This is a genomic window from Agathobaculum desmolans ATCC 43058 (genome assembly GCF_000701665.1).
Classification (GTDB): Bacteria; Bacillota; Clostridia; order Oscillospirales; family Butyricicoccaceae; genus Agathobaculum; species Agathobaculum desmolans.
The window spans coordinates 1-11,648 of the sequence record NZ_JNJN01000063.1 but is presented as its reverse complement, the minus strand read 5'-3'; the positions used below and the strand labels follow the sequence as shown (position 1 = coordinate 11,648).

Annotated in this window: 13 protein-coding genes and 2 pseudogenes; 9 read left to right on the top strand and 6 right to left on the bottom strand. The window is 51.8% G+C overall.

Annotation, left to right across the window (positions count from 1 at the left end; all coding sequences use genetic code 11):
* Positions 1-269 (top strand): annotated as a pseudogene (locus tag T363_RS16145) (hypothetical protein); the annotation flags it as partial.
* Between the two features lie 232 nt (positions 270-501).
* Here the strand turns inward: T363_RS16145 and T363_RS0112735 are convergent.
* Genes T363_RS0112735 through T363_RS16865 form a run of 3 tightly spaced genes read right to left on the bottom strand, consistent with a single transcriptional unit; the run spans position 502 to position 3,318 of the window.
* Positions 502-1,947, bottom strand: a complete 1,446-nt coding sequence (locus tag T363_RS0112735; protein WP_031476420.1) for a TrkH family potassium uptake protein — start codon at positions 1,945-1,947, stop codon at positions 502-504.
* Positions 1,944-2,999 (bottom strand): NAD-binding protein, encoded by a 1,056-nt coding sequence (locus tag T363_RS14750; protein WP_407919086.1) that lies wholly within the window; start codon positions 2,997-2,999, stop codon positions 1,944-1,946. The genes T363_RS0112735 and T363_RS14750 overlap by 4 nt, the downstream gene beginning before the upstream one ends.
* Positions 2,980-3,318 carry an NAD-binding protein gene (locus tag T363_RS16865; RefSeq protein ID WP_407919085.1) on the bottom strand — a complete coding sequence of 113 codons (339 nt, stop codon included), beginning with the start codon at positions 3,316-3,318 and terminating at the stop codon, positions 2,980-2,982. The genes T363_RS14750 and T363_RS16865 overlap by 20 nt, the downstream gene beginning before the upstream one ends.
* 154 nt (positions 3,319-3,472) lie before the next feature.
* Between T363_RS16865 and T363_RS16645 the strand changes: the two are divergent.
* The 3 genes and pseudogenes from T363_RS16645 to T363_RS16860 all read left to right on the top strand — a co-directional run.
* A pseudogene (locus tag T363_RS16645) lies at positions 3,473-3,592 on the top strand (helix-turn-helix domain-containing protein); the annotation flags it as partial.
* Between the two features lie 21 nt (positions 3,593-3,613).
* Positions 3,614-3,943 carry a hypothetical protein gene (locus tag T363_RS16640; RefSeq protein WP_051643275.1) on the top strand — a complete coding sequence of 110 codons (330 nt, stop codon included), beginning with the start codon at positions 3,614-3,616 and terminating at the stop codon, positions 3,941-3,943.
* Positions 3,944-4,099 (top strand): IS30 family transposase, encoded by a 156-nt coding sequence (locus tag T363_RS16860; RefSeq protein ID WP_154658811.1) that lies wholly within the window; start codon positions 3,944-3,946, stop codon positions 4,097-4,099.
* A 232-nt stretch (positions 4,100-4,331) separates the two neighbouring features.
* Here T363_RS16860 and T363_RS0112720 read toward each other — a convergent pair whose 3' ends face one another.
* Positions 4,332-5,297 carry a LysR family transcriptional regulator gene (locus tag T363_RS0112720; RefSeq protein WP_031476419.1) on the bottom strand — a complete coding sequence of 322 codons (966 nt, stop codon included), beginning with the start codon at positions 5,295-5,297 and terminating at the stop codon, positions 4,332-4,334.
* Between the two features lie 296 nt (positions 5,298-5,593).
* Between T363_RS0112720 and T363_RS0112715 the strand changes: the two genes are divergently transcribed.
* The 5 genes from T363_RS0112715 (at position 5,594) to T363_RS16135 (ending at position 9,199) form a co-directional block, all read left to right on the top strand.
* On the top strand, positions 5,594-6,442 hold the full coding sequence (locus T363_RS0112715; protein WP_051643274.1) for an SDR family oxidoreductase: 849 nt from the start codon (positions 5,594-5,596) through the stop codon (positions 6,440-6,442).
* Positions 6,443-6,463: 21 nt separating this feature from the next.
* Positions 6,464-7,351, top strand: coding sequence for a transketolase (locus tag T363_RS0112710; RefSeq protein ID WP_031476417.1), 888 nt, complete (start codon positions 6,464-6,466; stop codon positions 7,349-7,351).
* A gap of 3 nt (positions 7,352-7,354) precedes the next feature.
* The gene (locus T363_RS0112705) at positions 7,355-8,326 is read left to right on the top strand and encodes a transketolase family protein (RefSeq protein ID WP_031476415.1); all 972 of its coding nucleotides are present in this window, start codon (positions 7,355-7,357) and stop codon (positions 8,324-8,326) included.
* A gap of 69 nt (positions 8,327-8,395) precedes the next feature.
* The gene (locus T363_RS0112700) at positions 8,396-8,719 is read left to right on the top strand and encodes an MFS transporter (RefSeq protein WP_078097045.1); all 324 of its coding nucleotides are present in this window, start codon (positions 8,396-8,398) and stop codon (positions 8,717-8,719) included.
* A 90-nt stretch (positions 8,720-8,809) separates the two neighbouring features.
* Entirely contained in the window at positions 8,810-9,199 is a 390-nt protein-coding gene (locus T363_RS16135; protein ID WP_154658810.1) for a hypothetical protein, read from the top strand.
* Positions 9,200-9,226: 27 nt separating this feature from the next.
* Here the strand turns inward: T363_RS16135 and T363_RS0112695 are convergent, their stop codons facing one another.
* The gene (locus T363_RS0112695) at positions 9,227-9,964 is read right to left on the bottom strand and encodes a type 1 glutamine amidotransferase (protein WP_031476411.1); all 738 of its coding nucleotides are present in this window, start codon (positions 9,962-9,964) and stop codon (positions 9,227-9,229) included.
* Positions 9,965-9,979: 15 nt separating this feature from the next.
* Positions 9,980-11,350 carry a MurT ligase domain-containing protein gene (locus T363_RS0112690; RefSeq protein ID WP_031476409.1) on the bottom strand — a complete coding sequence of 457 codons (1,371 nt, stop codon included), beginning with the start codon at positions 11,348-11,350 and terminating at the stop codon, positions 9,980-9,982.
* Positions 11,351-11,648 lie beyond the last annotated feature (298 nt).

Below are 11,648 nucleotides of genomic sequence, written 5' to 3'. Positions count from 1 at the left end.
CGCACAACGCATCGTCTGAGATATCCTTTTCTCCATCGTTTCTATGGCAACTGCTTATGCGCTTTGCTGAGTACCGCATGGAGCTCCTTGTTAAGGAAGTGATGGTATTCCCGAATGGTCATGCCTATTATGTCTGCCCCAGATGTGGCATAACGCTGGAACGCGAGTTCGTGGCCTACTGTGACCGCTGCGGCCAGCACTTAGGTTGGAGAGGTTACAAGAAAGCCAAAGTCGTTTATCCTGACAGCCGTAAAAAAGTACATACCTGAAACAGCACACAAGGGTGGAGGCAAAACTCCACCCTTGTGCTTTTCTGAATTTCTATTTGACGCTTACTATCGAAAAAATATTTTGCCGATGGGTGTCAGTAATATGCGTGATAGCGCGTATAAAACAGCATTTGTATCGCAAATGCATAAAAGCTGGGGGCGTGTACCTCAGCTTTTATATTTTGAGAGAGAAAAGTTTCTGTACAGGAACTTCTTCTCTCTCATGTTTTGCTTATCGGCTTCTCCGCCACGTGGCCGGTGCAAATAACAGCAACATCGGAAACAACTCCAAACGGCCGGCCAGCATATCGAACATCAGCACGATTTTGCTCAGGGGGGAGAAAAAACTAAAATTACAGGTCGGACCGACCATTGCCAAACCCGGGCCGACATTGTTCAGTGTAGCCGCCACGGCGGTGAAATTCGTGATCATTTCTTCGTTGCTCAATGAAAGCAGCAGTACGGATACCAAAAAAATCATACAATAAGCGATCAGAAAAACATTGATCGAACGCATGACCTCATGCTGAACCCGGTGCCCATCCATCTGATTTACACGGATCGAGCGGGGATGAATGAGGAAATTCATCTCCTTGCGCACGCTTTTTCCCATCAGCAGGATGCGCGAGCATTTGATACCGCCGCCGGTCGAACCGGCGCATGCGCCGATCAGCATCAGTATGACCAGAATACATTTGCTTAGCGCAGGCCACTGATCAAAATCCACGGTGGAAAAGCCTGTTGTTGTGATGATCGAACCAACTTGGAAAAACGCGTGATGCAGGCTTTCCCAAATGCTGTGAAACATCGGCCGGATATTCAGGCCGATTACCACGGCAGAGGCGAGGATCACGCCCAAATACAGCCGCACCTCCTCGATTTGGAATGCCGCACGCCAGCGGCGTGTAAGCAGCAGGAAATAAAAGCTGAAATTGATGCCGAACAGGATCATGAACACGGTTACGACCGCTTGCAGATAAAAACTGTTGTAATGCGCCATTGAAGTATTCCAGATGCCGAAGCCGCCCGTGCCTGCTGTAGCCAGTGCGGTGTTGAGCGCATCAAAAAACGGCATGCCGCCAAACAACAAAAGGACGATTTGCAGCACAGTCAGCCCGAAATAAATCGCGTACAGCGTCAGCGCGGTATCCCGCAGATGGGGAGAAAGCTTGGTCACAGACGGCCCGGGGCTTTCCGCACGCATCAGGTAGATGGTATGCCCACCGGCCAGCGGAAGGATTGCCAGCATAAACACCAGCACGCCCATGCCGCCGACCCAGTGGGTCAGGCTGCGCCACAGCAGCGAGGCATGGCTGAGCGCTTCCACATCGCTCAGGATGGTCGCGCCGGTTGTGGTAAAGCCTGATATCGTTTCAAACAGCGCATCGATCGGCGAGGCGATTTCGCCGGGCAGCAGGAACGGCAGCGCGCCGGTCAACGCCAGTACGATCCAGCAGCAGGCAACGGTCACAAAGCCCTCGCGGGCGTAAAAACGGGTATTTTCAGGCTTGCGGCGGCATAGCAGCCAGCAAATCACCGCACAAAGCAATGCAGCGCTTAGAAATGCGCCGATTTCGTGTTCCTGATAGATCAATGCCGTCAGCGCCGGAAACAGCAGGAATACTGCTTCCACGCCGAGCATCCAGCCGAGCAGATAGCGCACTATGGCCAGATTCATCGCCGCGCCTCCTCTGTCCGCTCCTGCTTGAGGATATCCTGCAAATCATTCATGCCGGTGCGGGTAGACACGACAATCACAGTGTCCCCTTCCTGCAGCATGTCCTGTCCGCGTGGGATGATGCGCTTGCCCCGTCGGTTGATGCAGCACAGCAGCACATCCGGTCGGATCGGCATATCCTGCAGGGGTACACCGGTTAGATCGTGTGCGGCCACACGGAATTCAAGCGCTTCCGCGCCGTGCAGCTGATGCAGGGTTTCCACATTCGAACCCATGGAGTTCTGCATCGCACGGGTATACTGGCTGATCAGTTCAGCGGTCGTCTGCTTGGGTCGGATGATCGTGCCGATCGGCATGCTTTCAATAACTTCTTCAAAGTTGACCCGATTGATTTTGGTAAACAGCTTCGCCTTGGAATGACGCCCGGCGTGCAGGGACAGCAGGATGTTTTCCTCATCCATGCCGGTTAGTGAGATAAACGCTTCGCATTCGGCCAGCCCCTCCTCTTCCAGCAGGTCGCGGTCGGTTCCGTCGCCGTGGATGATCGTTGCATGCGGCAGCAGCTCGGAGAGCATCTCACAGCGCTCCAAATCCTGCTCAATGATTTTGACGGAAATACCGGCTTCCAGCAGCATAGCAGTCAGGAAAAAGGAGATCTTGCCGCCGCCGATCACCATGGCAGAACGGATGCGGTCACTCGCCATCCCAATTTGTCCGAAAAAGAAATTCTGCTCGCGCGGCGGTACGATCACAGTAAAATCATCCCCGGCGCGCAGAATAAAATCACCCTTGGAAATATAGGTTTTTCCTTCCCGGTGCACCATGCAGATCAATACGTTGGTGCGCAGCAGATGATTGACCTCACACACCGCCATGCCGTTCAGGCGGGAGCCGTCCGGAATATGCAGCTCAAGCAGTTCAATCCGTCCCTTGGCAAAGGTGCTCACATCAATGGCAGAGGGGATACGGATGAGGCGGGATACCGCGCGCGCAGTCGATAATTCGGGGTTGATGATCATGGAAAGCCCCAGCTCATTGCGGATAAACCCCATTTCGGTTGCATATTCGGGATCCCGTACACGTGCAATCGTATGGCAAGCCCGAGGCCTTGCTGGCAATCAGGCAGGCCAGCAGGTTGATTTCGTCGTGTGCTGTCACGGCGATGACCAAATCGGCCTGCTCCACGCCTGCTTCACGCAGCACGGTATAGCTGGTGCCGCTGCCGGTCACGGAACTGACATCAAAGGTGTTGGTCAGCGCGGTCAGGCGCCGTTCAGAGGGATCAACCAGTGTCAGCTCATGTCCCTCGTTGGAAAGCTGCTCGGTCAATGCGGAACCAACCTTGCCACAGCCGATGATAATGATACGCATAAGGCGTCTCCTGTCTTTGTGAAATCTTCCTGCTAAGAGTATATGGAATCACCCAAATTATAACGTTTTTCACTGCAAAAAGCAAGGTATCCAGCGGAATATCCGCGAGGAATGGTGAAAGAGGTGTTTTATCTGTGGTGAATTATACTATCAAGTGCAACACTTTAGGAAAATAGCAGAACGCAGTTGCATACGGAAATATTACGCAGATGGTTTGAGTTATCGGGAGATCGCCCGACTGATCGGGAGAAATGTCAGTACCATATCGCGGGAGATCCGGCGGAACTGCACCCACATGTACGACATCCCAACCTACTATTCACACACAGCACAGAAGAAGTACCTGCTGCGCCGCAACGGACAAAGCCACGGGCGCAAGGAAACGCGTGGCAAATGCAACAAGGGAAAGTCGATTCGAAAGCGGGACAAGTCTGTATACATCCGTCTGGAAGCCGGGCATTGGGAAGCAGATACGGTGGTGAGCAGTCAGTGCAAGAGCAAGGCTTGCTTTGCCTCTCTGGCAGAACGCAAGACCCGGTTTTACATAGCAGTCAAGATGCCTGACCGACGAGCCGCGACCATGGAGAACGCCATCGTTTCGGCGTTGTCCGCCTTTCCCCCTTAGCTGGTCAAAAGCATTACCTGTGACCGGGGAACAGAGTTTGCAAACTGGCGCCGGATTGAGGAACGGCTGCATTGTGACGTGTATTTTGCCAATCCGTATTGTGCTTGGCAGAGAGGTGCAAATGAAAATTTGAACGGTCTGCTTCGGGAGTTTTAGCCTAAAGGTGGAAATCTTTCCCATATTGCTACTGCTACACTAAAACCAAACCTGACGCTCATAAACGTCAGGCCCTGTAAGGTTCTGAACTTCCATTCTGCTCAGGAATTGTGGGACTTTGAACTCAATTCCTGTTGCAATTAGTTTGACAAGTCACTATGTCAGCAGCAGTGCGCCTTTCAGGGAATAGCTGTGAAATCAGCATCATTGACGGTTTCCCACAGGAAATCATTCATCCATTCAATGTAGTTTTTATACAATCCCTTTCGACAGAAAAATATCGTTCCAACAGCTGAATGAACTGCTGTTCAGTCGCATCAATCGGTTCTCCCGCACGTTTGACCAGCAAAAGCTCATTTACCGTATTCAATTCATTTTTGTTCTCCGGCACCACTGGAAAAAAGCGAAGTGCCGGATTTTTGAAGCATCCAATCGCCCACTTGGCAACAAATAATACCGCATCTGTTTCTGCCAGAAAAGATTCACACGCGCTGATTGTATTAAAGAAAACAACGCGGTTCAGATTGAAATGATGCTGCGTTGAACCAAAACATTTGTCTTCTTTTGCGCGTGGCCCCATATCCAGCACGATACAGGTGCTGTTTTCAGCCTCCCTTGTGCTGATGCAGTCTTTTTCGTAAAATGGTGCTTTCGGGCCTGCGCAGGCATATACGGCAGCACGCGAAAGCACCTGAATATCTAATTTTTTCGCCTCTGTATGCCACAAAAAAGTCTTGTCATCTGCACTGCTTCGAACAAAAATACCAAGATCTACCGCACCGTTCAAAACCTGTTCAATAACGCTGTTTCGGTCGGTTTCCACCAAGTTATAGTGAATATTCTTATCTTTATTTTGTTCATATATTTCCAAAAACATCTGATAAACAAAATCAAGCTGCTGCGCACCAACAAATAGGCGAGACTCCCGGCCGTCTGTCTCAGCCAAGGAAGAAAAGCGCTGTTTCAACACCTGTGAAGCAGTCAGCACACCTTTTGCATAATGGACAAAGTCTTTCCCATCATCTGTCAGCTCGATACCGCGCGGTTTGCGCACAAAAATTTGAACACCGTATTCCTTCTCCAGATGGGAGATGGATTTTGTCAAGCTTGGCTGACTGATAAACAGTTGCTCTGCTGCTTTCGTGATCGATCCACATTCCGCAATTTTTACAATATACTCTAATTGCTGCAACTGCATGTGCCATCCTCTCCTTTTCTGTGGCGTTAAGCCCATCATAACGGAAAATGATCAGGCTGTCAAACCAAAGCTTGCGGTATGCATTGGGGTTATGGGTGGGAGATAGTATTTTGATATTTGTTAAGTGTTACAGTCGGTGTTATATTAAAAACAGAAGTAGAAAAACAGAAATATTTATATATTTTGCACGAATTTTACGATTTCTTTTTATGCGATTGCAAAACTGATATTCCTGTTTTTCATAACAGTATGCGTGTGTCCCGGACAGCACGTTGATCAAAAGGAGGAACACCCGGATGGCAGAAGAATTCTACGCAGTATATCCCAAGGATGCTTGGAAAGACCCCTCATACCGATTGATGGATAAGTTCTCGCTGAAGGGCAAGAAGGGTTTTGTCACCGGCGGCGGCGGTGGCATTGGCAGAAACACGGCGGCAGCCTGGGCTGAGGCTGGAGCTGATGTTGCGCTGGTGGATATTCCCGCCTCCAAAGACCGATTGGAACCGCTTGCCAAGGAGATGTCTGAACGCTACGGTGTTAAAGTTGTTCCGCTGTATTGCGATGTATCGGATGAAGAACAGGTCAATGCGCTCAAGGACGATTTGATCCGCGAACTGGGCACGGTTGATTTTGCACACATCAACGCAGGTGTCTGCCTGATGGGCGATGACGTTGACGTGCCGTACAGCACTTGGAAAAAGGTTATTGATATCGATCTGAACGGTGCGTTTATGACCGCACAAGTGGCACAGCAGATTATGCGTGAGCATAACCACGGCGGTTCGATCATTATGACCTCTTCTCTCTCCGGTTACAATGCTAACTTTATCGGCGGCGGCCCGTCTCCGGTCTGCGCCTACGGTACTGCAAAGGCCGGCATCTCTCAACTGGCGCGCTATATGGGCGCGGGACTCGCTCCTTACGGCATCCGTGTCAACACGATTTCCCCGGGCTATATCTGGTCGGGCATCCACGAAGGCGTAATGGATAAGGCCGGACATGATATGTGCCTGGAAGTAGTGCCGATCAAGCGCTTCGGTCGGACAGATGAGCTGCAGGGCGTTATGCTCTTTCTGGCAAGCGAGGCTTCTTCCTACATCACCGGCATCAACATTCCGGTTGACGGCGGCTATTCGATCTTCTAATAGAAAGGATGAATTCATACCATGGCGAAAGTACATGTTGAAAACGTACGCGATTTGGTGGTCAAGGCCGGCGAAATCCGCGAAAAGCTGGCGCTCGGCACGCGCCGTATCGGCAACGTACACATCGGCGGCCCTATGTCCGCAACTGATGTGACAGTAGCGCTGTATTACAAGTATATGGGCTTTGATCCGGACAATCTGGACGATCCCAACCGTGATATTTTTATTCTGAGCAAGGGGCACAACGGCATTCTGCTGTTCACCATCTTCTGCGATATGGGGATGTATGACTGGGATTTGCTGCTGGATACCTATAATACCATCGGCCATCCCTTCGGCGCGCATCCGAACCACAAGCACGTCAAGGGCATTGAGGTTTCCTCCGGATCGCTTGGCCATGGCCTCTCGTGGTGCTGTGGTTTAGCGCACGCCAACCGCGGACGGAACATTAAATCCCGCATCTGGACGCTGCTGGGCGACGGCGAAATGGAAGAAGGCTCCAACTGGGAAGCGATTCTGTATGCCGCATCGCATAATCTGGACAACATTGTCGCCATTGTTGACTTTAACCATGCGTCGGCTGCGTTTGAAACCGGACAGAATGAGCGCTGGGGCGAAAAGGGCGGCCCCGAAGGCATGGCGGACTGCTTCCGCGCCTTTGGCTGGAATGCTACGGTAATTGACGGCACCAAGATGGCTGAAATCGATAAGACACTGGCCAATTTACCGGAAGTTACACTCAACGGCAAGCCGAACGCGATCATCTGCAGCACAACCAAGGGGCAGGGCGTTAAGTTTATGATGGAGCGCCCTTGCGCATGGCATATCGGCGGCTTTGACGATGAAAAACTTGAAGAAGCGCTCAAGGATATCAGAGAATACACAGCGGAAAGACTGGCGGAGGTGTAATCAATGGGTGGATTTACTTTTTGCTGCGGTGATATGGGCCCCGCAATGGAAGCCAAGGGAACGGTTACAAACGAAATCCTCGAAATGATCGATGATGACCCCAGAGTATGTTATATCAACGCAGACGGCACAGGCAACGGCGGCCGTGTGCAGCAGAAACAGCTGCAATATCCGGATCGCATCCTCGATGTAGGTATTCAGGAGATGAACATGGTCACCATGGCAGCCGGTCTTGCCAAGCAGGGCTTCCTGCCGTATGTGCAGACGTTCGGCCCCTTCCTGTGTGTGCGCGCACTGGACCAGATCCACAACGACGTGGCATACAACGATTATCCGGTACGTCTCATCGGCACGCATGCCGGCCTGTCCTCCGGCTACGGCCCGACGCACAACACCATTATTGAATTCGGCGTGATGAACTCCCTGCCGAACATGACCATGATCGCGCCCTGCGATGCGGAGCAGTGCAAAAAGGTGCTGCGTAAATCGCTCAACTATCCCAAGCCGATCTATATCCGTATTCCGCGCGGTGAGGAGCCGTTGGTTTATAACCAGGATTACGACTATGATTTTGAGATCGGCAAGGCCAATGTCATCCAAGAAGGCACCGATTTGAACATCATCGGCACCGGCATGGGCGTATACGGCGCCGTGCAGGCGGCACGTCAGCTGGAGGAAGAAGGCTTCAGCGTAGGCGTAATTGATATGCACACCATCAAACCGATCGATAAGGATGCTGTCATCCACGCTGCCAAAAAGAGCGGCGCAATCATCACCGTGGAGGATCACAATATTCTCGGTGGTCTCGGCAGCATTGTTGCCGATGTGCTGATGGAAGCCGGTGTGTTCGCACGGCTGAAGAAGATTGGCATTCCTGATACTTTTGTGGAATTTGGTTATCCGGAAGAACTGTATCCATACTACGGCATGGATGGCGCCGGTATCGCCAAAACTGCGCGTGAATTCCTTAAATAATGAAAGTGCAGTAAGCAGTAAACCACAAAGCCGATCCGCCCGATTACATAATATGTTCGCGGCTATTCTTTGGCTGTAGAATATGGCCAATGGAAAACCGGTGTCCGTGCAGATGGTCTTTGCTCTTCCGGCACCAGTTTCATGCTCAAGCTGGGCGGCGCTCTGGCTCCCACCACTCTGCTCGCTATGCTGGCGATGAATGGTTATGTGGAAAGCGCGGCCTCCCAGACCGCCAGCGCACTGTCCTCCATGAATGTGGTGATGAACCTCATTCCCGCAGTTCTGAGCATTGCCGGTGTCATCCTGTTTGCCTGCTATAAGCTGAATGATAAGATGCATGCGCAGATTATCGAAGATCTGAAAGCGCGCGGTGAATTCTTCGTCGATGAATGATCGGGCAACATGACCAGTTCATTCCAAAACGTCTGATTCTCATAAAGCCCTCTGCCGGAAAACACGGTTGTTTTCCGGCAGAGGGCTTATATGATGGCTGCCTTCCACTCACCGAAACCATTCCCGTACGGCGGCATGTGTCAAAAAAGAGCAGCCTATCGAAAAAGCGTATTGCCGATGCGCGTCGGTAATGCGCGCGGCAGTGCGCATGAAACAGCATTTGCATTGCAACTGCATAAACAGTCAGGACATGCGCCTGACTGTTTATACTTTGAAAGAGAAAAAGTTCCCATATGGGAACTTTTTCTCGTCCGTGTTTGGCAAAGCCCGAACACAGGCTGTTGGAAAACGGCGTTTTTCGACAGCCTCATAGATGGCGATATACCGTCATCTTCATCTGATTCGGAATCTGATATGTCGGTTTTGCTGCTAACACTGACATGTGAACCGGACGACACATACAGACACCAAAATATATAATTGAAAGCACAGGGTTTCCGCAGACACTCAGCCATGCATCAGCCGATGCTCCATATAATCGTGCGCGCTGTTTTCCAGCGTATCATCCAGTGGGCCAAGCGGTTCACAGGTATCATACTTGCGTTCCAATGCGGTTTGCAGGATAAAATCACACAGGGCAGGGTTTTTCGGCAGCAACGGCCCATGCGAATACGTGGCAAAAACATTTTTGCACCGTGCACCTTCGGTATGATCCTCGCCGTTATTGCCAAATCCTTTGAGTACCATGCCAAGCGGCGCCACATCTTCCCCTAAATAGGTTTTCCCCGAGTGATTTTCAAACCCGACAATGACCGAGCCGCTGCTTTCCGGTGTGGTGCGGAACATATAATTACCGATCATGCGTTCCTTGGCACCGATCGTGTGCACGTTGATCGCACCGATAAAATCCATCTGGCTACCATCCCACGTTTTGTAGTACTGACCAAGCATCTGATACCCGCCGCAGATGGCAAGAAACACCTTTTCATCTTCCACCGCGGTGCGGATATCGCGTCCCTTGCCGCCAGCCAGGTCGCGCAGCAGTACCTCCTGTTCAAAGTCCTGTCCGCCGCCGATGAAAAACAGATCGTATTTGTCGACATCCAACGGCTGTCCGATCGAACATTCGTCGATCTGTACGCCGATCCTGCGTGCTTCCAGCCGTCGCTTCATTGTAAAAATATTGCCCCGATCGCCATACAAATTCAGGATATCCGGATAAAGGTGGCAGATATGCAATTCCATCGTTTCCGTTCCTCCTTATTCGTAAAACGCTTTTACATCGGTATGCTTTCCGATCTCCCCGCGCAGTTCGAACATCGCGGTATAGCTCGGCATCAAAAAGGCAGGTGTTTCGTCTGCGCCGACGGCATCCAGCAATTCCTCATATGTGCGGATCACCTCGATCCGGTCGGATACAAAGCCGGCATATTTCAGCCGCAGCGCCATGTCATCCGCCCGCACGCCGGAAACCAGAATACGGGTGAAACGCGCCTGCTGCGCGGCCAGCGCTTCAAAATCCACATCCCAGATCCAGCTGATATCCGTGCCGTCTGCAAAGCGGTCGTTCAGCAGGAAGGCCAGCTTGCAGCAGCCCTCATCGTGCGAGATCAGATTGATCACCTGATTAAAGCCGGCCGGGTTTTTGACCAGCATCATACGCGCCTGCGCCTGTCCGAGTGTGAACTGCTCGGCGCGGCCAAAACCACACTCAAACTGGCCAAGGGCAGTGATCGCGGTTTCCTCTTCGATACCGATGATCCGTGCTGCTGCCGCCGCTGCCGCCGCATTGTAGATATTATAGCCTCCCGGCAAATTGACATGCACCTCATGCACATGACCAAACAAGTCCAGCAGGATATCGGAAGAATCCGGGCCGGTTTTCAGCACCTGTGTAACCGCAACCTGCGGCTCCCGTCTGCGGTAACCGCAATGCGGGCAGGAAAAACCGCCCAGATGACCGTAAGTCGTATAGTCATATTGATATTCGGTTTTGCAGCGGATGCAGTAAGGAGCATCGGAAAGCTCCTGTGCGGTATTTTCATAGATCGGCACGTTTACCCCAAACCAAACAATCTTGTTCGGCACCTGCAAGGCCAAAGAGGCGGTGAGCGAGCAGTCCGCATTCAGGCACAGCGTGGCATCCGGAATATGGGTGATACCATCACGGATGGCATGCAGGGTATGTGTGATTTCTCCAAACCGATCCAGCTGGTCGCGGAAAATATTGTTGACCACCAAACACTCAACCGGCAGATGCTCACTGGTTTTGCGAAATGCAGCCTCATCACATTCAATCAGCGCATGGCTATATGGGCACCGTCCGGACAGGGTGCAGTGCTGTGCAAACACAGCAATAATACCGGTCAGCAGGTTTGCGCCGGATTTGTTGGAGAAGTATTTCAGCCCGGCATCAACAAACGCCTGCTCAATCATGCGGGCCGTGGTGGTTTTGCCGTTGGTGCCGGTCACCACGGTGACCTTGACGCCGCGCGACAGCTCACCCAAGATATCCGGGTCAATTCGCAGCGCGATTTTGCCGGGCAGATTGGTTCCGCCGCGGCCCAGCCGGCGCAGCACCGCGCCTGACGCCTTACAGGCCCAAACGGCCAGCTTTGTTTTTAACTTCATGGGTTCTCCCTCTGTCTGTATATCGTTCGTATCAAAAGTATACCGCATTTTTCGCCGCAGTACAAGCGCGTATCCGGCGGTTCGGGCGTTTTGCACAATTCCGCATCTGAAATTTCTACCTTACGGCCGGGGGCTTTGGCGGAAAAACGGTGGGCGGCGCCCGCTTCACCCGCGCAAAACGCTTTTTCAAAAAAGTTGCAATTTTCGTGCAAATATGCTATCATTACCCATCTGACGCCGAAACTTCTTCTTTTGCCTGCCATCAGAAAAAGGTTCTCGCACTGGTGCTCGCGTTCGC